The sequence below is a fragment of the Streptomyces sp. NPDC048718 genome (genome assembly GCF_043198875.1).
GTDB lineage: Bacteria > Actinomycetota > Actinomycetes > Streptomycetales > Streptomycetaceae > Streptomyces.
Genome location: NZ_JBICVG010000009.1, coordinates 137,115 through 161,499 on the forward strand (window position 1 = coordinate 137,115; position 24,385 = coordinate 161,499).

A 24,385-nucleotide genomic window follows, 5' to 3' on the forward strand; every position below is an offset into this window, starting at 1 on the left:
TAGAGGCCATATAGGTCAGCTCGTGTCCTCGTTCGACCGCATCCTGGACCCATGACGGACACTCCGGCACGACTCCTCAACCTGCTGTCCCTCCTCCAGACCCCGCGCGAGTGGCCCGGCAGCGAACTGGCCGACCGGCTCGACGTCTCCCCGCGCACCATCCGGCGGGACATCGACCGGCTCCGCGACCTCGGCTACCCGGTCGAAGCGACCAAAGGCGCACTCGGCGGATACCGGCTCGTCGCCGGCACCGCCCTGCCCCCGCTCCTCCTCGACGACGAGGAAGCCGTCGCCATCGCCGTCGGACTGCGCGCGGGCGCCGGACACGCCATCGAAGGCGTCGAAGAGGCGTCCGTCCGCGCCCTCGCCAAGCTGGAACAGGTCCTCCCGTCCCGGCTCCGGCACCGCGTCTCCACCCTCCAGAACGCCACGATCCCGCTCACCCGCGGCGACGGCGCCACCGTCGCGCCCCAGACCCTCACCACCCTCGCCGGCGCCGTGACCGGTCAGGAACGGCTGCGGTTCGGCTACCAGGCGGGCGACGGCGCCGAGACGAAACGGCTCGTGGAACCGTCCCGGCTGGTGTCCACCGGATACCGCTGGTACCTCGTCGCCTACGACCTCGGGCGCGAGGACTGGCGGACCTTCCGCGTCGACCGGATCAGCGACCCCTTCGCCACGGGCGCGCGCTTCACGCCGCGCGAGCTGCCCGCGGGGGACGCGGCGGCGTACATGACGCGCTCCATGTCCCGGGCCAAGCCGGAACTGGACCTGGACGTCACCTTCGACGCGCCGGTGGAGGTGGTGGCGGGGCGGCTGCCGTCGCATCTGGCGCCGGTGGCCGAGGGCGAAGGACGGTGCAGGGTGCGGGTGCGGACCGTGGACTCGGCGGAGTGGCTGGTGGTGCGGTTGGCGCTGGTGGGGGTGGGGTTCCGGGTGCATGGGCCGGAGTCGTTGGTGGCGCATGCGAGGGATGTGGCGGGGCGGCTGGGGGCGGCGGTGGGGTAGCGGTGCGCTGCGCGGGCGCGTGGCACGGGGGCGCGGTTGCGCGGGGCTGCGGGGATACGGGGATACGGGGATACGGGGCTGAAGTAAAGGGCTCCGCCCCTCTCCCGAGGGATGGAGCCCTTTCCGACTCAGGCCACCGCGTCGAAGCCCGTGTCCGTCGCCATCTTCTTCAGTTCCAGCAGCGCGTGCTTCTCGATCTGGCGGATGCGCTCACGGGTCAGACCGTGTTCCTTGCCGACCTCCGTGAGGGTGCGCTCGCGGCCGTCCTCGATGCCGTAACGCATCCGGATGATGGAGGCGGTGCGGTGGTCGAGCTTGCCGATGAGGTCCTCCAGTTCCTCGCTGCGGAGCAGCGTGAGGACGGACTGCTCCGGCGAGACCGCCGAGGTGTCCTCCAGGAGGTCGCCGAACTGCGTCTCGCCCTCGTCGTCCACGGACATGTTGAGGGAGACCGGGTCGCGCGCCCAGTCGAGGACGTCGATGACCCGCTCCGGGGTGGAATCCAGCTCGGCGGCGATCTCGGCGGGCTCGGGCTCGCGGCCGTGCTCGCGGTTGAACTCGCGCTGGACACGGCGGATCCGGCCCAGCTCCTCCACCAGGTGGACGGGCAGCCGGATGGTGCGGGACTGGTCGGCTATGGAGCGGGTGATGGCCTGGCGGATCCACCAGGTGGCGTAAGTGGAGAACTTGAAGCCCTTGGCGTAGTCGAACTTCTCGACCGCGCGCACCAGGCCCGCGTTCCCCTCCTGGATCAGGTCGAGCAGCGGCAGGCCGCTGCGCGGGTAGCGGCGGGCGACGGCGACGACCAGCCGGAGGTTGGACTTGATGAAGAGATCCTTGGCGCGCTCACCCTCGGCGACCAGGGCTTCCAGTTCCTCCCGGGAGGCTCCACCCGCCTTGGTCTCGGCCTCGCCGTCGAGGATCTGCCGGGCGTAGACGCCCGCCTCGATGGCCTGGGAGAGGTCGACCTCCTTGGCGGCGTCGAGCAGGGGCGTACGCGCGATCTCGTCGAGGTACATGCCGACCAGGTCGCGGTCGGCGATCTCCCCGCCCACGACGCGAACGCTGCTGGCCCGGCTTGCTCCGCTCTTGGCGGAGGTCTGGCGACGGGCGACGGCACGGGTTGCCATGCGTGCTCCCTTGCTGAGTAGGTCGCGACACCCTTTCGGGTGCCCTGCATCCGACGGAAACAACGACTGGAATCAGGACAGAATTCCCACGCGGCACAGGATTTTCGTGATCATGCAGTATCCTGCGCGGCCATCGCGTCGCCGAACGGCTGGAGGAGCGGGTCATGCGGTCGAAGGATGTGCAGGTCAGAGCAGGCGCAGAGGATGATCTCGGCGCTCTGACGGATCTCTACAACCACTATGTGCGTGAGACCGCGGTCACATTCGACACGGAGCCCTTCACTCCGGAGCAGCGGCTTCCTTGGCTCCGCTCCCGTCTCGAAGACGGCCCGCACCACCTTCTGGTTGCCCAGGACCGCCAGACCGGCGAGATCCTGGGCTACGCGACCAGCGGCCCCTTCCGAGCGAAGGCGGCGTACGACACCTCGGTGGAGGTGAGCGTGTATCTCTCCCCCACCGCGAGCGGACGTGGCGTCGGGACACTTCTGTACGAGGAGCTGTTCACCGCCCTGGCCACACAGGACGTGCATCGGGCGTACGCGGGGATCACCCGGCCGAACGAGGCCTCGGACCGTCTGCACGCGCGCTTCGGTTTCCGCCTCGTCGGCACGTTCGGGGAGGCGGGTCGGAAATTCGGCCGCTACTGGGATGTGGCCTGGTACGAGAAGCGACTCGACGAGAAACGCTGAGGGGCGCCGAGAAGCACAGAGAAGCACTGAGGAGCGCCGACCGGGCGCCCGGGAGCGCCGGGGACCGCCACCGGGGCCGTCAGCCGAACTGCACCGAGCGCTTCGCCAGGCCCATCCAGAAGCCGTCGATGACACTGCGCTGCGCGTCGAGATCGCCCGCCGCGTCGGCCGCGCCCAGGGTGACGAAGAGCGGGGCGAAGTGTTCGGTGCGCGGGTGGGCGAGGCGGCCGGACGGGGACTTGTGCTCGAAGTCGAGCAGGGCGTCGACATCGCGCGCGGCGAGCGCCTCGCGCCCCCACGCGTCGAACTCGGCCGACCAGCCGGGCACCCCCTGGTGCCGCAGGGCGGCCAGGTTGTGGGTGAAGAAGCCGCTGCCGACGATCAGGACGCCCTCGTCGCGCAGCGGGGCGAGCTTGCGGCCGATGTCCATGAGCCGGCGCGGGTCGAGGGTGGGGAGGGAGATCTGGAGGACGGGGATGTCGGCGTCCGGGTACATCTCGACGAGCGGGACGTACGCACCGTGGTCGAGCCCCCGGTCGGGAGTGTCCTGGACCGGCGCACCGGGGGCGCGCAGCAGCTTGCGGACGGATTCGGCGAGCGCGGGCGCGCCGGGGGCCGCGTACTGGACCTGGTAGTAGTGCTCGGGGAAGCCCCAGAAGTCGTACACGAGCGGCACGGTCTCGGTGGCGCCGAGGGCCAGCGGGGCCTCCTCCCAGTGCGCGGAGACCATGAGGACGGCGGTGGGGCGGGGCAGCCCGGCCGACCAGGCGGCCAGTTCGCCGGGCCAGACGGGGTCGTCGGCGAGCGGCGGGGCGCCGTGCGAGAGGTAAAGGGCCGGCATCCGGGCCGGGGCCGGGGCGGGGGTGAGCGTCCCGGCGGGGGCCGGGACGGGCTGGTCGAGCGTGGCGCCGGTTGCTGCGTCCATGGCGGGCGTCCGCCTCCTTGGGCTTCGACTCGGGCGTGATCCGCGAGGGCTTGCTCCGCCGCCTGATCCGCGAGATTTTCTTGAAAGTTCAAGCTTTGCGTTACACCTTAAACCGGATCTAGTTCAACATTCAAGGAACGGTTGTACGGTGGGATCATGACGGAACTCCGCTGGCTCAGCGACGGGGAACAGCGCACCTGGCGCGCCTACCTGCACGCCACCACCCTCCTGGAGGACCATCTCGACCGCCAGCTGCAGCGCGACGCCGGGATGCCCCACCTCTACTACGGGCTGCTCGTCCAGCTCTCCCAGGCGCCGGAGCGCCGGATGCGCATGACGGAGCTGGCCAAGGACGCGAAGATCACCCGGTCCCGGCTCTCGCACGCCGTCGCCCGCCTGGAGCAGCACGGCTGGGTCCACCGCGAGGACTGCCCCTCCGACAAACGCGGGCAGCTCGCCGTGCTCACCGCCGAGGGCGAGGAGGTGCTGCGCCGTACCGCGCCCGGGCACGTCGACGCCGTACGGCAGGCCCTCTTCGACCGGCTCACGCCCGAACAGGCCGAGCAGCTCGGCGCGATCATGCGGACGGTCGCCGAGGGGCTCCAGCCGCAGGGGCCGGACGCCGACCTGCCCTGGCTGCGCTGACCCGGAGCACCGGACTTCGCACCGGCGGTCCCGGGGCCGGGCCGAATCGCACGGTCGGCCCGTACCACCCGGCCGGCCCGTACCGCCCGCATCACCCGCATCACCCGCACCGCCCCGCCCCGCCCGTAACGCCCCCACCGCCCGTATCACCTGCTCGGCCCACCCCGCGCGCGTACCCGGCCCCCTCGTCACAGGCTGATCGAAGCGCCGCGTCCCGCGCGGCACCCGCGGCACGCGCGTACCGCTCACCCCGCACCTCCCGCACGCGCTGCACGCGGTCGACCGGCTGTGTGACAGGCGAGAGGCGACCGGATGCAGGACAGCCCCCGGCGGATACGCAGGCCCGTCGTCCTGGCCTCGGCCGCTACGCTCCTGCTCGCCGCCCTCGCGACGGCCGACGGCGCGCTGACCGGCCCGGCGCCCGCCTCGTCGGGGCCGGTGGCCGCCGGGCACGGGAAGCAGTCCCTCGTGCCGTGCCGGATCGCCACGACGATGGGTGTGCAAATGTCGGAGGGGGTGCCCACGGCGCCCGGGTACGTACATTCCACCGGACCTGTCCGGGCCCTCAACCTGATGGTCGACTTCCCCGACGCGCCAGGTCAGGGCACGGCCATGAGCCGCTACCGCGAGTTCTTCCCGCAGACCGCCGAGTGGTTCAAGGCCAGCTCCTACGGTCGGCTCGTCTACCGGCCCGAGGCCCCGATACCCGACTGGCTGCGGATGCCCCACCCCTTCAGCTCGTACGCGGTCGGGCGCGGCTCCCCCTACGAGCCGGGCTACCGCTCGCTCGTCGAGGACATCGTCAAGGCGGCCGACTCACGGGTGGACTTCAGCTCGTACGACCTGGTCAACGTCCTCATGACACCGAACGCCGGCCCGTCCGCCCTGGACACCGTCCTGTCCGTGACCTTCTCCGGCAACGACGAGGCGCCCTACGCCGACGGCGTCGCGCTGTCCAACACATCCTTCGTCTACAGCCGTCAGGACGACGGCTCCGGCGCCTACGACGAGACCGGCTACCGCGTGCTCCCGCACGAGAACGGCCATGTCTTCGGACTGCCCGACCTCTACACGGCGGACGGCGGCGGCACCGTCGGGCACTGGGACATCATGTCGGAGGACTGGGGGGCCAACAACGACATGCTGGGCTGGCACAAGTGGAAGCTGGGCTGGCTCGACAACGAGCAGGTCGGCTGCGCCGCCCGGACCGGCGAATTCGAGTACACGCTCACCCCGCTGGCCGTCGCGGGCGGCCCCAAACTGGTCTTCGTACCGCTCTCCGCCACCTCCGGCTACGCGATCGAGGTCCGCACCCGCGGGGGCAACGACGAGGCGGTCTGCAAGCCGGGCGTCCTCGTCTACCGCGTCGACACGGACGTGGACACCGGACATGGGCCGGTCACCGTCACCGACAGCACCCGCGGCAGCAACGGCTGCACCCGACGGCCCAACGTCCACTCGGAGTTGTCGGACGCCCCTTACGGGCCGGGCGAATCCTTCACCGACCGCGCCGCGGGCATCCGGGTCACCGTCGCCGACAAGGACGAGACCTCGGGCGGCTACCGGGTCCGGGTCTCCCGGCGTTGAGTTCCCACCTTCTCAACTCGGATCTGACGCAGCGGACTTGGCACCTCAGGCCTGGCGCGACGGTCCCGGCAGGTCAGACCTCGCCGCCCACCGTCACCGGCACCCCGCGTCCACCGCAGCGCCAGGGCGCCTCCGGCTCAGGCCCCCGTTCCCATCCGGGCTCCGGATCCGGCTCCGGCTCCGGCTCCAGTTCCCGCTCTCGCCGGCCCGAGGCCACGAAGAGCCCGGCCCGCCCCGTGCCCACCACGCGCGGCAGCAGGAGCGCCCAGAAGCGGGTCAGCGGGGCGGTCTCCAGCCAGCGCGGGTCGTGGTGGGCGAGGACCGTGTGCCCGGTGGCGACCGTGACGACCGTCTCGGCGACCTCCTCGGCCGTCACGTCCGGCGCGAGCTGGCCTTCGCGTTCGGCCCGGGCCACGACCGACTCGACCCAGCCGCACCACAGCCGCCGCAGATCCGTGCCGGGACCGGAGTCGGCGGCGGGGGCGGGGGCGGGGACAGGGGCGGGCCCGGAGTAGGCGGCGGGGTCGGGATCGGGAGAGGCGCCGGGGCCGTGACCGGCTGCGGTACGAGGCCCGTCGGCCGGCTCCGGCGCGCAGGCGCGGCGGCGGGCCCGGCGGCAGCCGCTCAGCGCGAAGCCCGCGCGCAGGACGGCGTCGGCGCGAAGGCCCCGGACAAGTTCGTGGCTGGCGTCGATCACGGTCTGGAGGGAGGGCACTTCGCGGTCCCGCATGATCCGTACGAGCCGTTCGGCGGCGGCCTCGACGACCGCCTCGGCCAGCTCCACCTTGCTCGGGAAGTGGAAGTTCAGGGCGCCGCTGCTGACTCCGGCGCGGGCGCTGATCGTCGCGAGCGAAGCGATGTCGAAGCCGTCCCTGTCGAAGAGCGCGGCAGCCGACTCGACCAGGGCCTCACGCGTCCGGATCGCCCGCATCTGCCTGGCCAAGAGGACTCCGTCGCTGCGCCGTTGGGATGGCCACGCCTGTTCACGCGGACATTGCGCGAACTGTAACAAACCACCCCAGTCGGCTCCGACCCGGAAGGGTCCGAGAAAATTGATACTCCGTCACTACGCCGGGATATCCGGGGACATCGGCCAGACACCGACGGCCCACAGGGCCTCCTCGTGCGCGGGCCGGGCGCGGGACGGGGAGAAGTCGAGCCGGACGAGGACGCCCGGCACGGCGACGGAACCCATCGTCGTCCGCAGCAGATCGGATACCCGCTCCACCATGTCGGCGTGCCCCGTCATGACCTTGGAGAACACCTGCACGCCGGTGAACGAGGCCGCGAGCAGATGGGCCGTGGCGGGCACGTCCACATGGGGCAGCAGCTCACCGGCCGTCCGGGCGCGGGTGAACAGATCCGCGACGCGGTCGATCCAGGCGCGCATCGGGGCCCGGCGGTCGAGGCCGTCGTGAGGCGAGCCCTGGTCGACGACGAGCCGCACGCTGCCGCAGGTCAACGGGTCGCCGGTGCCGAGGAGATGGGCCAGTACCAGCGCCTCGTCGATCAGCGTCTGGAGCAGCAGCGGACGCGGCGGCACCGAGGGGAACAGGGCGGCCTGCCAGGCGAGGACCTCCTGGGCCAGCTCCTCCTTGGAGGAGAAGTGGAAGTACAGGGCACCCTTGGTGACCCCGCACCGCCGCAGCACCTCCGCGATCGTCGCCGCCTCGTAGCCGACCTCGTCGAACAGTCCGGCCGCGGCGAGCAGGATCTTCCGCCGTGTGCGCACGGCCCGTTCCTGTCGTGCCACGGCGACCCCTCCCCCTCGTGTGCCCGCGTGCCCCTCCGCACCTCACGATCCGAAGCCACGATAAGGCCACCGCCAGGTCAGGCCGCGCCGCCCACCTCCCCCGCCCCGGGGCCCGCCACGGGGTGCGTCCCAGGGTGCGTCCCGTGGTCCGCCCCGCCCGTCTCCGCCGGGCCCCGCGCGTGCCGTGCGGGCGACGCGGGCCGCGCGAGGAGGTGGCGCGGGTCGGCCGCGCGGGTGATCGCGGTCTCGACGGCCGCGACGCGGTCGGCGAGCAGACCGAGGGCGGCGACCGCGCGTCCCAGCGGGTCGTCGGGCGCGCCGCCGAGCGCGCGGCCGCGGGCGTCCGCGGCGACGATGTCCCGCCAGCGGGCGTCCTGTTCGGGGGTGCGCGTGCCGCGCAGCGCGGCCAGCCGGAGCAGGTTGGCCTCGGCGCCGCCGGTGAGGGTCTGGGCCTCCGCGGTGTAGTGGTCGTCGACGACGGCGGCGAGTTCGGCGTCGTTCATGGCCGGGGAGATCCGGGCCACGATCTTGTTCATGTTGCGGTACGAGCCCTGGAGCCGGAACGGCGGTTCGGTGCGCGCCTCGTCGGCCTGGGCGGCGGAGGCGATGTACGCCTCGTTGACGGCGAGCACCGTGGAGCGGGCCGTGAGCAGATGCCGCAGGACGGCCAGCAGGCGGTCCAACTCGACGGGCGCGTAAGGGTGCTGGAGCCGGGTCCGGTCGGCGAGCGGGTCACCGGCGGCGAGCCGGGCCAGGAGCGCGATGTCGGCGCGGTCGCGGCCCGCGAGCGGAGCGAGGTCGGGGTGGGAGGTGAGGGCGTTCTCGACGAAGCTGAACGCGAACGCGTCCTCCTTGCCGGTCAGGACGTCGCCGAGGTTCCACACGTCGGCGCGGTTGGCGAGCATGTCGGGGACGCGGAAGCGGCCGCCGGACTCGGTGTAGGGGTTGCCGGCCATGCAGACGGCGAAGCGCTTGCCGCGCAGGTCGTGCCCGGCGAGGGTGCGGGTGGCGTCGCACAGCGGGATGAACTTTTGCAGGAAGTCCGGCGAGCAGTGCTGGATGTCGTCCACGTACAGCATCACGTTGTTGCCCGCCGCCAGCGCGAAGGCGATCTTCTCCAGCTCGCGCCGGGCCGCCGAGTCGGGCGCCTCGGCCGGGTCCAGGGAGGTGGTGGCGCGGCCGAGGGCCGGGCCGTCGACCTTCACCAGGAGCAGGCCGAGGCGGTCGGCGACGTACTCGACCAGGGTCGTCTTGCCGTAGCCGGGCGGCGACAGCAGCATCAGCAGGCCGTGGGTGTCGGAACGCTTGGCGTCGCCTGCCGCGCCGAGCTGCTTGGCGAGGTTGTCGCCGATCAGCGGCAGGTAGACCTCGTCGACGAGCCTGCCCCGAACGAAGGACGACATGACGCGCGGCTTGTGCTCGTCCAGTCGCAGCCGGGCGCGGGTGGCGGTGACGAGTTCGGCGCGGCGGCGCTGGTAGGCGCGGAAGGCCGGGACGTCGTGGGCGGTGAACTCGGCGGTGCGGTGCAGGAATTCGGCGAGATCGAGGTCCAGCGTCCGCCCGTTCAGGCGCGGGTGGGCGCCGAGCAGACCGGTGACGGTCGTCGTGGTCGTGCTCTCGACGTCGTAGTGGCCGAGTTCCGGGCAGAGTTCGACGGCGGCCGCTTCGGCGAGGACGCCGTTCGCGGTGTCCCCGGCCGCCTCGCCGGACGCGGTCGCGTAGGCGTGCAGCCAGCCCTCGACGAGCCGGCGGCGGGCGGCGGGGTCCGCCAGAGCGCGGACGTCCTCGTCGTACGCGGTGGTGCCGACCGCCCGGCGGAACTTCTCCAGGAGGGTACGGGCCTCGGCCGAGACCGCGAACCCTTCCCGCGGCGCGGCCAGCTCTTCCACCAGGTACGCGGCGGCGGCAGGGTCGCCGATCTCCTCGGCGAGTTCGGCGCGCAGCGCGTCGAGCGCCGGGGCCGCGCCGAACAGGTCACGGGCCCGGGTCAGCGAGACGGCGCTGCGCTGCCAGCGGGCGCGGGAGTCCTTATCGGCCGTGTGCGCCCAGAAGAACTGGGCGGTGGCGCGGGCCGCCGCCGGGTGGCGCAGCACTCCGGCGCCCTCGCCGAGCCGCAGCACGGCGCGCAGGACGGCCGTCGCGTCGTGGTCGTGGACCCCGCGCTCGTACCCCTCGTCGTACGCGGCTTCGGCGGCCCGCCGGACGAGCGCCGCGAGACCGTCGCCCGACGTACCGCCCGCCTTGCCGTCCGCCCCGCCGCCTTCCTTGGCACCCGGCTCGCCGGCCGGCGCACCTCCCTCGGCGTCCGCCAGGGCCAGGGCGGCCAGGGTGTCGGCGCCGTGCTCGGCGAGCAGCCGGGCCGCCAGGTACTCGGCGCGGTAGACGTCCGGCGACTCCGACGGCAGGGACCGGCTCCAGTACGGGCGGGCCGCCGTCAGCTCCGGGTCGTCGACGGGCACGCGGTAGTCGGTGCCGGTCAGCGCGAAGGCGAGGGCGTCGCCCTGCGGGACCAGGGTGAGTTCGGGCGTCTGGCGCTGGACGGCGAAGCGGTGCCGGCCGAGCCGGATGGTGTCGCCGCCGCCGTCGTACAGATCGGCCCGGTCGCGCAGCGCCCGCCCGGCCTCCTGCCGGGCGGCGGCGAGCCGGCCCGCGAGTTCCTCGGCCCTTACCTGGTCGCCGAGTTCGCGCAGCTCGTCGGCGGTCCGGCGGACCTTGGCGACCATCGGGTCGGAGGCGAAGTAGGTGTGGACGTCCTCGTCGCTGCCGAGCTGCGCGGCCCGCCGGGTCACGGACGCGAGGACCCGGACGGCCGATTCGGCGAGACGCTCGGCGCGGCGGGCGCGGGCGTCGGTGAGGGTCTGCCGGCGGGCGGCGAACGCGTCGTGGATCTCGACGCGCTTGTCGCCGAGTTCACCGAGGAAGCCGTCGTGCTCGGCGAAGCGGGACTCCAGGTTCTCCAGCTGGAGCAGCAGTCCGCCGAGCCGGGTGTCGCAGTCCTCGGGGGTGGCGGCGTCGGCGAGCGCGCCGGTGACGGACTCCGCGAGCAGCGCGAACTCGGCGGTGAACTCGGCCCGCCCCTCCTGGTCCAGGAGTTCCGCGCGGCGCGAAGCGAGCGTGGCCCGGGCCCGGTTGACCCCGCCGAGGACGTCCGCGATCCGCTCCAGGATCCCGGTGCGGACGGTGGCGTCGGCGATGTCGAGGCCCGCGACGACCTCGCTGAGGGTGCGCAGCCCGGCGGTGTGCTCGTCGACGCGCTCGCCGAGCGCGCGGGTCTCGGCGACGGTTCCCGTCCCGGCCGCGGCGTCGGTGAGCCGGTCCGCCTCGGCGGCCTGCTCGGTGAAGGCGTCGTCGCGGCGGAGGAAGGCGACGGCCCGCTGGGCGGCCGAGGCGAGGTCGTCGTCGGTGCGGCGGGCCAGGGCGTCGACGGCGTCGGTGTCGGCGTAGCGCAGTTCGCGGACGGTGAGCAGCCGGCCCTGGGCGCGGCGCAGGGCGGTGAGCCGGGAGATCCACTCCCCGGCCGTGGCCGGAGACTCGCCGCGGACCTGCCGGACGAGCCGAGTGAGGTCGCGCTCGGCCTCGGCGAGGGCGTCGGCGGCCCGGCCCGCGAGGGCGGTCACCGTCTCGAACTCGGCGAGCACCTGGGCGGCGGTGACGCGCACCGCGTCGAGCGGAGCGGCGAGATCGCCGGTGCCGGGGTCGCCGAGCCAGTGGTGGAGGTCGGCGGCGCGGGCGCAGGCGGCGGCCAGCGCCTCGTACGCCTGCCCGGACCCCGCACCCGCAGCGCCCGACGGACCCGTGGCCTCGGCCGGGTCGGCGGCGGCGGAGGCGGGCGCCGCCGGGGTGGTCTCCGTGGCCAGGCGGGCGATGGCGAGACAGTCGGAGATGCCCCGGACCAGGTCGGCGTTGCCGATCCGGACGAGCGGCCCGTCGGCCTCGGCGCCGGCCTCGGTGCCGGCCTCGGTGCCGGCCTCGGCGCCGGCCGGGTGGGCCGCGTACGTGTCGGCCGTGAACGGGGTCCGCCACACCTGCGCGGTGTGCACCCGGCCCGCCTCGGTACCGCCCGCGCGCAGCACCACCATGGTGCCGTCGTCGAGCAGCGCGTGCCCGCGCCCGGTGACCGGGCGGGGGGACGTCTCGCGGACCCTGTTGTACGGGAGCAGCAGGCCGCGCCCGTCGTCCGGCGAGCGGAAGGTGTACAGGACGTCCTCGCCGTGCGGGGAGGCGACCGAGCCGTCGTACACGAGCCCGGTGGTGTCCGTGTCGAAGGTCCGCACGGTACCGTCGGCCAGGCAGTAGCCGCCCGGAAACACCACGCCCCGGTCGTCGGGCAGCCGCAGACACGCCTGGCCGAGCCCGTCGAGCCGGACCGTCTCGCCGGTGAGGGTGTGGAAGACCAGGTGGCGGACGGTCTCCTCCTTGTACGGGCGGACCCGCACCAGGAGCAGCGGGCCCACGGCGGCGTACGCGACCTCGGCGTCGGCGAGCGCCTGGAGCGGCTCGTCGACCGGCTCGGCGTACACGCCCTCGCGGGTCTCGGTGTCGTCCACCGTCTTGAGGGTGAGCGTGCCGCCGACGGTGGAGACGAACAGCCGTCCGCCGAGGGAGACATGAGGGTGCCGGCCGGGCACCTGGTCGTCGCGGCCGGTGCGCCGCCACTCGACGTCCTGGGCGGGCGGGGTGAGGGCGGCGAGATCACGCTCGCCCCGGGCGTCGAGGAAGCGGTACGTACCGGACGGGCCGGCCTCCCAGCGCAGCACCCGCAGATCCTCGGCGCCCTCACCGGAGCCGAGTCCGGAGCCGGAGCCCGAGCCGGATGCGGAAGTGGAGGTGGACCCGGCCGCCGGCGCAGAACCGCCCTTCGCGGTACGGAAGACGGCGAGCAGCCGCCCCTCGGCGCGGCGCAGCCGGACCAGCCGGGCGCCCTGGAAGTAGCGGTGCAGCGCGGTGAACTCGCGGACGAAGGCCGGGTCGTCGAGCAGGCCGGGCACGGCGTCCTCGGGCAGGACCTCGAACTCCCGGTCGTACAGGGCGAAGACATCGCAGACGCGCGGCTCGCCGCCACTCGGGGCAGCGGCGGGGCGGGTACGGCCGGCCAGCAGCAGACCGGCCGCGGGGTCGACGGTCACCAGGTCCGTCAGGACGCACGGGTCGGCGGTCCGCAGCTGCCCGGTGCCGATGAGTTCGAGCTCTCCGGAGCCGAAGGTCCGGGTCCTGGCCTCGTTCAACGCCTCGGCGCGGGCCGCGAGTTCGGCCGCCTGGGCGACGAGCCGGTCGCGGAGCACCGCGTACGCGTCCTCGTCGACGCCGGGCGCCTGGGCGCGCGCGCCGTTCCGGTCCCGCTGCCCGGTGTCCCGCTGCCCGGTGTCCCGGTGGCGGGCGTCCTGCTGTCGGGTGTCCTGCTGTCGGATGTCCCGCGCCTGGGTGGCGGTGGTGGTGTCCATCTGGCCGTACCTCTCTCGTTCCCTCCGCGAGGGGCCGGCGCCGGGACCCCCGTACCCGGCACCGGCCCCTCACGGCCCCCATCCCCCGATTCCCCCGATTCCCCTCGATTTCCCCCGGGGGGTGTCCGCTCCCCTTGATCCCCCCTCGGGCCAAGGGGAGCGGCGATCAATTGGCCGCGGCGGCCGTCGCGTTCACCTCGACCGCCGGGGCGGCGGAGGCGGCCGGGGTGACGCCGGCCGGGACGGCCGGGGCGAGCGCTCCCGCGTCCAGGACGCCGGACCGCATGACCTTCGACAGCAGCGCCGAGACGCTGAGGTTCTGGACATCGGCGGTGGACAGCGAGCCGAGCACCTTCGTCAGATCCTCGGTGAACGGCCGGTCCCCGTTCAGCCACGGCCCCGCGAGGCTCTGGGCCGTCTGCGAGCTGTCGACGAACCCGTCGACCGCCTTGCCCATCGAGACGGACTGCACCAGCCGGTCGAGGAAGACCGACTCGCCGCCCACGATGTTGATGTCGGCGTGCTCCAGACCGGTGGCGAGGACCGTGGCCTGCGCCTCGGCGACCTGTCGCTGGACGTCGAGCCCGGCGAGCCGGATGTCCTTCTCGGCCTCCAGGCGGAGCCGGAACTCCTCGTGGGTGCGCGAGGCCTCGTCGAGGGCGGCCATGGCGGCGGCCTTCTCGGTGAGACCGGCGGCCTCCGACTTCAGCTTCTCGCCGATCGCCTCGGCCTCGGCGAGCGACTTCGCCCGCAGCCCCTCGGCCTCGGCACGCAGCCGGGCCTCGGTCGCCCCGGCCTCGGCGCGGCCGGTCTTCTCCAGGGCGGCGGCCTTCTCCGTGAGGCCCTCGGCCTCGGCGAGCGCCATGACCCGCAGTCCCTCGGCCTCGGCGCGCAGCCGGGCCTCGGTGGCCTCGGCCTCCGCGCGGCCGGTCTTCTCGATCGCGGCGGCCTCCTGCTCGCGCACCCGGGCGGCGGCGAGACCCTCGGCGGCGGCCTCGGCCTGGATGCCCTCGGCGAGACGGATCTTGGCGCGGGCGTCCAGCTCGGCGGCCTGGTTGCGGGCCTCGGCGAGCGTCAGCTCCTCGGCCGCGCGGTGGACGGCGGCCTGCTCGGCAGCCTCGGCCGCCTTGATGTCCTTGACCAGCCTCTCCTGCGCCTCGGCCTCGGCGGCGATGACGAGGGCGGCCCGGTCGCGCTCGGCCTCCTCGACCGCGCGCAGCCGCTTGATCGACTCCTCCTGCTCGGCGACCGTACGGTCCACCGCGACCCGCTCGCGGATGACCTCGGCGATCTCCCGGCGCTCGGCCTCCAGCTCCTTCTCGGCGGCGATCCGGGTCAGTTCGGTCTCCCGGTCGCGGGCGATGACCTCAAGGACGCGGTCCTTCTCGATCCGCTCGTTCTCGACGGCGATGACGCGCTCGCGGTTCTTCTGCGCGACGGCGACCTCTCGGGCCTGGTTCTCGCGCTGGACGCCCAGCTGCTCCTCGGTCCGCAGGAAGGCGCTCTGCGCGCGCAGCCGCTCCTCCTCCATCACCCGGGCCGTCTCGGCCTCCTCGCGGGCCCGGACGGTGTCGATCTCGCGCTTCTGCTTGATCTCGGCGTCGGCCTGGCGGCGTTCCAGCTCCAGGATGGCCTCCCGGGCGTCGACGTTCTGCCGGGTGATCTCCTTCTCCTCGGTGCGCCGGAACTCGTTGGTCCGCACGTGCTCGACCGAGGTCAGCTCGGTGATCTTCCGGATGCCCTGCGCGTCGAGGACGTTGTCGGGGTCGAGCTGGGTCAGCGGCGTCTGCTCCAGGTAGTCGATCGCCGCGTCCTCCAGGCTGTAGCCGTTGAGGTCGACGCCGATGATCTCGATGATCCGGAAGCGCAGTTCCTCGCGCATCGTGTACAGGTCGGTGAAGTCCATCTGCTTGCCGACGGTCTTCAGGGCCTCGGAGAACTTGGCGTTGAACAGTTCCTGGAGGGTGTGCTGGTCGCTGGCCCGCGCCGTGCCGATCGCCTGGGCGACCTTGACGACGTCCTGGACGGTCTTGTTGACCCGGACGAAGAACGAGATCCGGATGTCGGCCCGGATGTTGTCCTTGCAGATCAGGCCGTCGCGGCCGGTGCGGGAGATCTCGATGGTCTTCACCGAGATGTCCATGACCTCGGCCTTGTGCAGGACCGGTAGGACGACCTGTCCGGTGAAGGTGACATCGACCTTGCGCATCTTGGACACGATCAGCGCCTTGCCCTGTTCCACCTTGCGGAACAGCCTGCTGATCGCGAACAGGACGACGAGGGCGAGGATCAGGACCACGGCGATGACGACACCGATACCTGAGGTGATGGCATCCATAGGAAACCCCCCTAGCGAGCTGACGAGCCGACGAGCGAAGAGGACGGGTGTCCCGGCGCCGTCCCCGCGCCCCGCGCGGGAGAGCGCGGGGCGCGGGGAAGACGGCGGGAACCGAAGCCGGGGCGGGAACGGAAGCGTGCGTGCCGGCGTCACAGCTGACGACACGGCGAGGGCGCGAGGACGGACGGACGCGGCGCGAAGGCGGCGACCGGCCCGTCGTCGGCGTGTTGCCCTCTTCCCCCCACACGCTTCCGGAGCCCGGCAGCGAGGAAACTTCCGTACCCCCGCTGTCACCATCCTGACGTGCCGACAGCCTCCGCCGCATTGCCGGAGCCCGGCAGTTTTTACCGCTCCTTTATGCCGACCTCGCACCCCTGGGGTTCTTTCCAGGCAGCCCAGTGGGGTGCGGGGCGGGGCCGCGCGGGTCCGAGCCCGGACCCGGCTCCCGGCTCAGATCTCCTTCGCGGGCCAGCCCAGGAAGCGCGCGCCGATCACGGCGGTCTGAAGCGTGTAGCGGCTCGTCGGGTCGGCCGGATCGGCGCCGGTGAGCCGGTGGATCCGGTCGAGCCGGTAGGTGACCGCCCGGACCGACAGATTGAGCCGCTGGGCGGTCTGGGTGGTGACGCAGCCGCTGTCGAAGAAGGCCGTCAGCGTGTCGAGCAGCGGCTCGGCCCCGCCGCGCGCCGTCCGCAGCGGGCCGAGGACGCTGAGCACCAGGTCCTCCATGGCCTGCCGGTCCCGGGTGAGGACCGGATAGACGAGCAGGTCGGCCGCGTACAGGACGGGCGCGTCGAGTTCGAGCCGGTCGGCGAGTTCGAGGGCGCGCAGGGCTTCCTCGTACGAGTGGACGACGCCGCCGGCCCCGGACTGGGACCGGCCGATCGCCGCCTGGCCGCCGCCCGTGGCGGCGAACGCCTGCTTGGCGAAGTACGCGAGGACGTCACGCTGGTCGCCCGGCGCGACGCACACCATCCGGCCGTCCTTGGTGGTCAGCAGGATGTTCCGGTCGCCGAACCGCCCGAACATCGCCCGTTCCACCTGCTGTGTCACGGGGTCGGCCTCGCCGTACGGCTGCGGGCCGCGGGCCACGGCGACGGCGTGGGCGTGCGAGAGCCACAGGCCGAAGCGCTCGGCCCGGGCGGCTATCCGTCCCAGGTCGCTGCGTCCGTGCAGCAGGTCGTCGATGAACTCCCGCCGCTCCGCTTCCTCTTGGCGCACCGCGAGCCGCTGGGCGCGCTCGAAGCCGCCGGACAGGGCGTCGATGGACTGCTCGACGACCGCGAGCAGATCGAGCGTGGTCCGGCGCGACAGCGCACGCTCGGGCCACGCGGTGCGCACCTCGGCCAGATGCCGGCCGATCAGCGCCCGCAGCGCCTCGCCGTCCCCGGCGGCCCGCTCCCCGGAGTCGCGCAGCCGCTGCAACTCGTCCCGGTTCAACCGGCGCCCGCTCCCCGCGACGTCCGCCAGCAGCGGCCCGTAGTCGTGGTCGTACGCGCCCTTCGTCTCGTCAGCCATGTCCCCGCCCGTCTCCCCGCCCATGTCCCGGCCCGCCTTCTCCCCGCCGTTGTCCACGCGGTTCGCTGTACGGGACCGCTCAGCAGTCGTAATGGATGCACGCGGCCGGGGGCAAACCGGGAGGGGGTGGGGCGAGGCCATCGGCGTGGATATGCCTATCCCACGTTCCCCGGCCTCATCGGGTAGAGGAACGTGGGATGCGACCCTGATCAGGCGAAGAGATCAGTCACGAGATCAGCCCTTGAGCAGGTGATCGAACTCGCCCGCCTTGACGCCCTTGACGAAGGCGGCGAAGTTCTCGCGGGTCGTGGCCATGACCGTCTCGGGCGACTCGCTCTCGACGAGCTCGATCTCGCCACTCGCGGCCAGGCGGACGTGTACACAGTTCTGGTTGTCTTCCGGTCCCGAGAACGAGGACTTCTGCCATGCGGTTGGAGCGATCATCTCTCTCGCCTCTTCTGTGCGATCCGATGGGTGAACGTGCCAGTGACGGCCTGCCGTCCGGCACCGAATGGGCAGCCCGTACTCGTCCAGCTTGCACATGCCGACCCGAGTCGGTAGCCAAGCCCCTTGCGAAGTAACTCCCTTCAGACCCTCCGTGGCGCGACGAAGACTCGTTCGCGCGCGGCACCTGGCCGAGGCCGAATCCGGCTGACATGGGCGAAGGGGCTCTGCGAAGATCGCTCGCCATGGACTTCACCCTGCACCGTGTACGCCCCGAGGACTGGCCCGCGTACCGGGAGATACGGCTGGCGATGCTGCGGGACACCCCGCTCGCCTATCTGGAGACCGTCGAGGACGCGCTCGGCCACCCGGAGTCCGAGTGGCGGTTCCGTACGACTCGGGCCGCGAGCCCCGGCAACATCGGGGTCGCGGCCGTCGCCGCAGACGGCACCTGGATCGGTGTCATGAACGGCTTCCTGCCCGCGCCGGACACCGCCAAGCTGGTCGGCGTCTGGCTGCGTCCGGACCACCGGGGGCCGGGCGCGGCACCGGCGGGGGCGGCCGGCGGGCCCGGGCCCGCCGCGCTCATGCTGGGCGAGATCGTGCGCTGGGCCCGCGAGGAGACCGGGGCGGAGCGGCTGACGCTGCTCGTCCACGAGGACAACCACCGCGCCCTCGCCTTCTACCGCCGCAGCGGCTTCGTCCCGACCGGCCACGAGGAGCCGTACCCGCTCAACGAGGCCCAGAAGGAAGTGGAGATGGACCTCCCACTGCGCGGCTGAATGGCCGGGCGACTGAGCGGACCGTTCAGGCACCGGCCGGGCGGAGGGCCGGGACGAGCGGAACCCGGAGATTCCCTAACAGGGCTTGAGTTCCGTTACAGCCGTGAAGGTGGCACCCTGCGCATGCAATAGGAACCCCAGTTCCGATAAGCTGATCACAGTGCCCCACCCGAGCCGCCCGATCCGTCTCAGCCGCCCCAAGGAGTTCCTCGTGCCCACGCCCTCCACTCCCCCGCCGGCCGACGAGCGCACCACCGCCCCCACCGCCACCACGGGCGCCACGGCTCCCGCCGGCACCGTGCGGCCCGGCGGCCGGACCGCCCGCGTCCGCGAAGCCGTGCTCAAGGCGGCGGGCGACACCCTCGCCGCCGAGGGCTTCGCCGCCCTCGACCTCGCCGAGATCGCGCGCCGCGCCGACGTCGGCAAGACGACCGTCTACCGCCGCTGGGGCACCCCCGGCGCGCTCGCCGCCGACCTCCTCACCGAGATGGCGGAGACCTCGCTGCCCCGCGCGGACACCGGCACCCTCGACGGCGACCTCCTCGCGAACGCCCGGCTCGTCGTCAAGACCCTCACCGACCCGCGCCAGGGGCCCCTGTTCACCTCCCTGATCGCCGCTTCCCTCTGCGACGAGCAAGCGGCCCAGGCTCTCCACCGGTTCTACGAGGTACGCATCGCCGAGTGGTCCGACTGCGTCACCGACGCGATCGCACGGGGCGAGATCCCGGCCGGCACCGACCCGCACGCCGTCATCGCCGCCGTCTCCGCGCCGCTCTACTACGCCCTGCTCAACACCGGCCGCACCCCGGACGACCGGGACGCGCGGGCGGCGGCCCGGGGCGCCGCCGAAGCGGCCCGCGCCGGAGTCTGGGGCCCCGAATCCGGCTGAACCCCACGTGGAGTAGAGGGATGTGGAGACCTCTCCTGCGGGAGATGGCCTCGGAGCGCAAGGGCCCGGATCTGTTCACCGGCCGCTCCACCGGCAGGCCGGGGCCCACGGCCGTCTGTCCTCCCGGGCAGGGGCCGATGCCCCCGACCTCGAAAGTCCAGGACCTGTCCTACGCCTTGCAGCCGTACAGCTCGGCGAGTCGTGTCACGGCCTCGCGCAGCACGGCCCGGTTGTTGCGGATCGCGATCTCCGGCTTCACCAGTTTTTCCTTCTCCTCCTGGGAGCGGGCGCTGACGCTCACCACGATGTACGGCGCCGTCGACCCCATCACCGCCGCGCACCCGTCCGGCAGCGCGGCCTCGGCCTCGTCCGGGCGGATCCAGCCGGTGATCCCGCCCCCGACGGGCACCGTGTCCTTCGTACGGATCGCGGCGGCCTTGGTGTCCTGGACGACCAGCGCGGAGACGGCGCGGGGCGCACCGGCCGACGCGGCCCGCTCGATGTGGCACGACTGGAACACGGCGTAGTCGCCCTTGCCCCGGCGCTCCCACTGCCCCGCGGTGACCATGCCGCTTCCCGCCCCGCTCCCGCCACTGGGGTCGCCGAGGAGAGCCGCCGTCTTCGCGGTCAGGGCGCCGAAGCAGATCACCTGCGGAGGACGTACGTCGCGGTGCGCGAACGAGGGCGGGAGCGCCGCCAGGAGAACCCCGACCGCGGCGACGCCGAGCACGGCGCCCAGCGGGATCCACTTCCGGTTCTCGTCCTTCATCGCGCTCCCTCGTCGTCACCGTCCCGCCCGCGGGCGCCCCTTCGGCCGCGCCTCGATCATGTCAGGCGGGGCAGCGCGAAACGCCGCGCGGGCCCGTCGGGGCGGAGCTTCCCCAACGGGCCCGCGAGCGGGGTCACTTCGCCAGGAAGGCGAGCAGCGCCTCGTTCACCTCGGCCGCGTGCGTCCACAGCAGACCGTGCGGGGCGCCCTCGATCTCGACGTAGTCGGCGGACGGCAGCGCCTTGTGGAACGGGCGCGCGGTGCCCTCGACCGGCAGGATGCGGTCGGCCGTGCCGTGCAGGATCAGCGCGGGCACGTCGACGGCCGGGATGTCGGCCCGGAAGTCGGTGTACCAGGTGGTCGGCGCGGCGGCCGCGGCGAAGAAGCCGCCGCCCGCGGCGACGTTCCAGCTGTTGCGCACGGCCTCCTCGCTGATGCGGGAGCCGAGGGTCTCGTCCAGGTTGTAGAAGTCCTGGTAGAAGGCGGTGTAGTAGGCGTAGCGGTCGGCCTTGACGGCCGCTACGACACCGTCGAAGAACTCCTTCGGCGCGACACCCTCGGGGTTGTCGTCCGTCTGGAGCAGGTACGGCTCCAGGGAGGCCAGGAAGGCGACCTTGGCGACGCGGGCCGAGCCGTACGTGGACACGTAACGGGCGACCTCGCCGGTGCCCATGGAGAAGCCGACCAGAACGGCGTCGTTCAGGTCGAGGGTCTCCATCACGGTGTTGAGGTCGGCCGCGAAGGTGTCGTAGTCGTAGCCGGTCGTCGGCTGGCTCGACTGGCCGAAGCCGCGGCGGTCGTAGGTGATCACGCGGTAGCCGGCGTCGAGCAGCGCGGCGCTCTGACGCTCCCAGGAGTGGCCGTCGAGCGGGAAGCCGTGGATGAGGACGACCGGCTGGCCGGCGCCGTGGTCCTCGTAATAGAGGTCGATGGAGGTGGTGTTCTCCTGGCCCACGGTGATGTACGGCATGGTCTCTTCCTTCGTTTCGTGGTGCGGCGGTTCGGTGGTTCGGTGGGAGGTGCGCGTACGTACGCGGGGCGGCGTTCCGGTCCGGCGGGCCGGGCACCGTGGGAACGGGGCGGGCTCGCCGATGGTCGGGGTCCGGACAAGCGCGGCATTCACGGCACGGACGGCACCCGGTGGCTCACGCTAGGGCCGTTGGTCCACCCCGGGTTGCTCGCACGCGCACGCTTCTTGCCTGGCAGCGCGACAGCGGGCTCGCGAGCCTCCCACGGACTCCCTGAGCTGGGACGACCACCCGCCGAGTGCATGGAGGGAACAGTTAGAGTGCACGGACAGACAAGTCCGGACCGGCCCCACCCCCTCAGGCCCCGGCTTCGGCGCAGCAGGGCGGAACGGAACGGAACGGGTCGGGCATGGTGGGAGCGGACGGTGCCCTGTCCCGTAGAGGTCTGCGCGGCCGGGAAGCCGAACTCCGCGCGCTCGACGAGCTGATCACCGCCGTCGCCCGTACCGGAAGCGGCGCGCTCGCCCTGATCCAGGGCGAACCGGGCATCGGCAAGACCACCCTCCTCGCGGAGACGGCCGCCAGGGCGGAGGCGGCGGGGTTCGCCGTCTGCTCCGGCCGGGCCGACGAACTGCACCACCTGGTGCCGCTCTCCTCTCTGGGATCCTGCGTCCTGCGCGGCGACGGCCCGAGTGCGGGCGCGGATGCGGGTACGGGCACGGGCTCCGGCGCGGGCACGGGCGCGGGCGCGGGCGCGGATTCCCGGCCGCTGATGTCGCTCGCCGCGTTCGCGGAGCCGGCCCGGGTGCACGACCAGGGCATCGGGCTGGTCGAGCGGCTGGCGGAGGCGGTCGAGAGCCGGACCGGCGACCGACCGGTGCTGTTCGGCCTGGACGACGTCCAGTGGGCCGACCCGCTGAGCCGGTTCGTCCTCCAGCAACTTCCCACCCGTCTGGGCACCTCCCCGGTGCTGTGGATCCTGACCAGCCGGCGGGAGCCCGCGGGCCCGGCGGCGGAGATCGCCGCCGCGGCGGCGGACCACCTTCCGACGGTCACCCTCCCCCTGGGCCCCCTCCCCTGCCCGGCCGTCGACCAACTCACCCGAGACGTCTACGGCGAGGAAGCCCACGGTGGCGAAGTCGACCCGCGTGTACGGGAACTGCTCGACGGAGCGGGCGGAAACCCCTTCCTGGCCGTCGAGTTGCTCACGGGCCTGCGGACCGCCGGCACCTCGGACGACTTCGCCCGCGCGGACACCGGCACGACGGGCAGCGGCGGGACAGCGGGCAGTGGGACAGGGGCGGGCGGGACAGGGGCGGGCGGGTCGGCCGGGACGATCCGCCCGGGCGAGACGGGCCATGAAGCCGTGTCCCCCGGGCTCGTCGCGGGCGTACGCGCCAGACTCCGCCCCCTGCGCCCCGAGACCCTGCGCCTCCTCCAGATGGGAGCGGTGCTGGGCCGCCGGTTCGGCTTCCACGAGGCCGCCGCACTCTGCGGCCGGCCGGCCGCGGAACTGATCGGGGCGCTCGACGAGGCCATACGCACCGGTCTGCTGGACGACGACGGCGACCGGCTGGCCTTCCGGCACGATCTGCTGCGCCAGGCGGTCTACGCCGACATCCCGCCGTCGGCGCGCAAGGCCCTGCACCGGGAGGCCGCCCGGAGCCTGGTCGCCGCCGGACACCCGCCGATCGACGCCACCTCGCACCTGCTGCGGGGCGCCCTGCCCGGCGACGAGGAGGCCGTGGCGCTGCTGCGGAGCGCCGCCGACGACGTCCTGCCGGTCACCCCGGACCTCGCCGCCGATCTGGCGACCCGTGCCCTGGAACTCGTCCCCCCGGCGCGCCCGTCCCGGTTCGCGGTGGGCGAGCAGGCGATCCTCTGCCTGACCCGGGCGGGCCGGAACCAGGAGGCCCTGGCCACCGGCGACCGGCTGCTCGCCGCACGGCCGCCGCTGGCGACCTTCGGCCGGCTCCAGTCGGCCCTCGGCGAGACCCTGTGGAGCATGGACCTCGCCGGCGAACTGCGCCGCCGGACCGAGGCCGCCCTCGCCACGGGCAGCGCGTCACCCGAGATCGCCGCGCGGCTGACCGCCCTGCGCGCGCTCGCCCTGTCCCGGGAACAGGATCTGGTCCTCGCGCGCGAGACGGGCGAGAGCGCGCTCGCCGCCGCCGTCGCCACCGGCGACCGGGAGGCGCACGTCCTCGCGCTGTCCGGGCTCGGCGAGATCGCGCAGAACGCGGGCGAAAGCACCGCGGCGCTCGGCCGTTTCACCGCCCTGAGCACCCTCGACTCCGTCTTCCTCCCCGAGGCGGTCGTCGCGCATCTGCACCTGGACGACTTCGACTCCGGCGCGCGGCTGCTGCGGCGCGCGATGGACGCCGCTGACGCCACGGCGACCCGTCAGGCGATGCTCCTGTGGGCCCAGGGTCAGCACGACCTCGGGCTGGGCCGGCTCGACGACGCCGACGCCGTCCTCGCGACCATGGAACGCCTGGAGAACGAAGTACGGGTCGTTGTGCAGCAGTTGAACGCACGCGTGCTGCGCTCCCGGATCGCGCTGCTGCGCGGCGACCGGGACGCGGCAAAGGAGCATCTGGACGTGGCGCGCACCCGGCTCGCGGCCAAGCCGAACCCGGGCAACACCGCCGCCGTACGCCATCTCGAAGCGGTCCACGCCGAGGCCGACGGGGACCTCGACCGTGCCGTCGAGCGGATCCGGCAGGCGGAGCGGGACGGTGCGTTCATGCGCTGGCGGCTGCTGCGCGACAGCGTGGCCGCCGCCGTGGCGACGGCCCTGCGCGGCGGGGAACGGGCGCTCGCGGAGGATCTGGCCACACAAGCCGCGGCGTACGCGGACCGCAACCCGGCCGTACCGACCGCCACCGGGCTCGCCGCGCAGGCCCTCGGGCTCGTACGCAACGACCCCGCCCTCCTCGAACGTGCCGTGGAGCTGCTCGGCGCGGGCCCGCGCCCGCTGCTGGGGGCCGCCGCCCGCACCGATCTGGGCGAGACACTGCTGACCTCCGGCTCTGGCTCTGGCTCTGGCTCTGGCTCTGGCTCCGGATCGGGATCGGGAGAGAAACGGCGGGCGGCGGAGGAACTGGCCCGGGCTCGCGACGCGTTCGCCGAGGCCGGGGCCCATGCCGCCGCGGCCCGGGCCCAGCGCGCCCTGGACGGTGCGGGGCGCGGGGCCGCCGGGCCGCGCGGCGGGCGCGGGACGGCGGCGGCCGTCCACCAGGCCGTCCAGACCATTCAGGCCGTCCAGCGCCCTGTTCAGGGCTGGGAGGCACTCACGGCCTCGGAGAAGAAAATCGCGCGGCTGATCGCCCAGGGGCACACCAACCGGTCGGCCGCCGAGCTGCTCGTCCTCTCCCCGCACACCGTCAACACCCACCTGACCTCGGCGTTCCGCAAGCTGTCGATCAACTCCCGGGTGCAGCTGGCCAATCTGGTCGCGGCCCTGCCCGACGGCTGAGGCAGAACCGCCGTCGGCGTCAAC

17 protein-coding genes are annotated in these 24,385 nt (G+C 73.3%); 7 read left to right on the forward strand and 10 right to left on the reverse strand.

Annotation, left to right across the window (positions count from 1 at the left end; translation table 11 throughout):
* Positions 1–51 precede the first annotated feature (51 nt).
* A complete protein-coding gene (locus ACGFRB_RS18960; protein WP_393244322.1) occupies positions 52–1,008 on the forward strand; it encodes a helix-turn-helix transcriptional regulator in 957 nt (318 codons plus the stop codon).
* A gap of 128 nt (positions 1,009–1,136) precedes the next feature.
* Here ACGFRB_RS18960 and ACGFRB_RS18965 read toward each other — a convergent pair whose 3' ends face one another.
* Positions 1,137–2,138 (reverse strand): sigma-70 family RNA polymerase sigma factor, encoded by a 1,002-nt coding sequence (locus ACGFRB_RS18965; RefSeq protein WP_363002945.1) that lies wholly within the window; start codon positions 2,136–2,138, stop codon positions 1,137–1,139.
* Positions 2,139–2,302: 164 nt separating this feature from the next.
* Between ACGFRB_RS18965 and ACGFRB_RS18970 the strand changes: the two genes are divergently transcribed.
* The gene (locus ACGFRB_RS18970) at positions 2,303–2,827 is read left to right on the forward strand and encodes a GNAT family N-acetyltransferase (protein ID WP_393244324.1); all 525 of its coding nucleotides are present in this window, start codon (positions 2,303–2,305) and stop codon (positions 2,825–2,827) included.
* Between the two features lie 79 nt (positions 2,828–2,906).
* On the opposite strand, the gene ACGFRB_RS18975 is transcribed toward ACGFRB_RS18970, so the two are convergent.
* Positions 2,907–3,668 carry a dioxygenase gene (locus ACGFRB_RS18975; protein ID WP_393244623.1) on the reverse strand — a complete coding sequence of 254 codons (762 nt, stop codon included), beginning with the start codon at positions 3,666–3,668 and terminating at the stop codon, positions 2,907–2,909.
* 240 nt (positions 3,669–3,908) lie between these two features.
* On the opposite strand from ACGFRB_RS18975, the gene ACGFRB_RS18980 reads away from it, so the two are divergent.
* A complete protein-coding gene (locus ACGFRB_RS18980; RefSeq protein WP_363002941.1) occupies positions 3,909–4,397 on the forward strand; it encodes a MarR family transcriptional regulator in 489 nt (162 codons plus the stop codon).
* 312 nt (positions 4,398–4,709) lie between these two features.
* A complete protein-coding gene (locus tag ACGFRB_RS18985) occupies positions 4,710–5,984 on the forward strand; it encodes a M6 family metalloprotease domain-containing protein (protein ID WP_393244326.1) in 1,275 nt (424 codons plus the stop codon).
* 73 nt (positions 5,985–6,057) lie between these two features.
* On the opposite strand, the gene ACGFRB_RS18990 is transcribed toward ACGFRB_RS18985, so the two are convergent.
* The 6 genes from ACGFRB_RS18990 to ACGFRB_RS19015 all read right to left on the reverse strand — a co-directional run bounded on the left by ACGFRB_RS18990 (position 6,058) and on the right by ACGFRB_RS19015 (position 17,475).
* The gene (locus tag ACGFRB_RS18990) at positions 6,058–6,927 is read right to left on the reverse strand and encodes a TetR family transcriptional regulator (RefSeq protein ID WP_393244328.1); all 870 of its coding nucleotides are present in this window, start codon (positions 6,925–6,927) and stop codon (positions 6,058–6,060) included.
* A 123-nt stretch (positions 6,928–7,050) separates the two neighbouring features.
* Complete coding sequence (locus tag ACGFRB_RS18995; RefSeq protein ID WP_393244330.1) at positions 7,051–7,716, reverse strand: ScbR family autoregulator-binding transcription factor; 666 nt, start codon at positions 7,714–7,716, stop codon at positions 7,051–7,053.
* A gap of 98 nt (positions 7,717–7,814) precedes the next feature.
* Positions 7,815–13,178 (reverse strand): DNA repair ATPase, encoded by a 5,364-nt coding sequence (locus ACGFRB_RS19000; protein WP_393244332.1) that lies wholly within the window; start codon positions 13,176–13,178, stop codon positions 7,815–7,817.
* Positions 13,179–13,344: 166 nt separating this feature from the next.
* Positions 13,345–15,516, reverse strand: a complete 2,172-nt coding sequence (locus ACGFRB_RS19005; protein ID WP_393244334.1) for a flotillin family protein — start codon at positions 15,514–15,516, stop codon at positions 13,345–13,347.
* A 450-nt stretch (positions 15,517–15,966) separates the two neighbouring features.
* On the reverse strand, positions 15,967–17,031 hold the full coding sequence (locus ACGFRB_RS19010) for a PucR family transcriptional regulator (protein WP_393244336.1): 1,065 nt from the start codon (positions 17,029–17,031) through the stop codon (positions 15,967–15,969).
* A 234-nt stretch (positions 17,032–17,265) separates the two neighbouring features.
* On the reverse strand, positions 17,266–17,475 hold the full coding sequence (locus ACGFRB_RS19015; RefSeq protein WP_393244338.1) for a DUF397 domain-containing protein: 210 nt from the start codon (positions 17,473–17,475) through the stop codon (positions 17,266–17,268).
* 245 nt (positions 17,476–17,720) lie between these two features.
* Between ACGFRB_RS19015 and ACGFRB_RS19020 the strand changes: the two genes are divergently transcribed.
* Both ACGFRB_RS19020 and ACGFRB_RS19025 read left to right on the forward strand, forming a co-directional pair.
* The gene (locus ACGFRB_RS19020; protein ID WP_393244340.1) at positions 17,721–18,257 is read left to right on the forward strand and encodes a GNAT family N-acetyltransferase; all 537 of its coding nucleotides are present in this window, start codon (positions 17,721–17,723) and stop codon (positions 18,255–18,257) included.
* A 298-nt stretch (positions 18,258–18,555) separates the two neighbouring features.
* Entirely contained in the window at positions 18,556–19,146 is a 591-nt protein-coding gene (locus tag ACGFRB_RS19025) for a TetR/AcrR family transcriptional regulator (protein WP_393244625.1), read from the forward strand.
* Positions 19,147–19,315: 169 nt separating this feature from the next.
* Here ACGFRB_RS19025 and ACGFRB_RS19030 read toward each other — a convergent pair whose 3' ends face one another.
* Together ACGFRB_RS19030 and ACGFRB_RS19035 are read right to left on the reverse strand one after the other, a co-directional pair.
* On the reverse strand, positions 19,316–19,915 hold the full coding sequence (locus ACGFRB_RS19030) for a hypothetical protein (RefSeq protein ID WP_393244342.1): 600 nt from the start codon (positions 19,913–19,915) through the stop codon (positions 19,316–19,318).
* A 133-nt stretch (positions 19,916–20,048) separates the two neighbouring features.
* Positions 20,049–20,885 (reverse strand): alpha/beta fold hydrolase, encoded by an 837-nt coding sequence (locus tag ACGFRB_RS19035; RefSeq protein ID WP_393244344.1) that lies wholly within the window; start codon positions 20,883–20,885, stop codon positions 20,049–20,051.
* A 407-nt stretch (positions 20,886–21,292) separates the two neighbouring features.
* Between ACGFRB_RS19035 and ACGFRB_RS19040 the strand changes: the two genes are divergently transcribed.
* Positions 21,293–24,361, forward strand: a complete 3,069-nt coding sequence (locus ACGFRB_RS19040) for an AAA family ATPase (protein WP_393244346.1) — start codon at positions 21,293–21,295, stop codon at positions 24,359–24,361.
* The last annotated feature ends 24 nt before the right edge of the window (positions 24,362–24,385 follow it).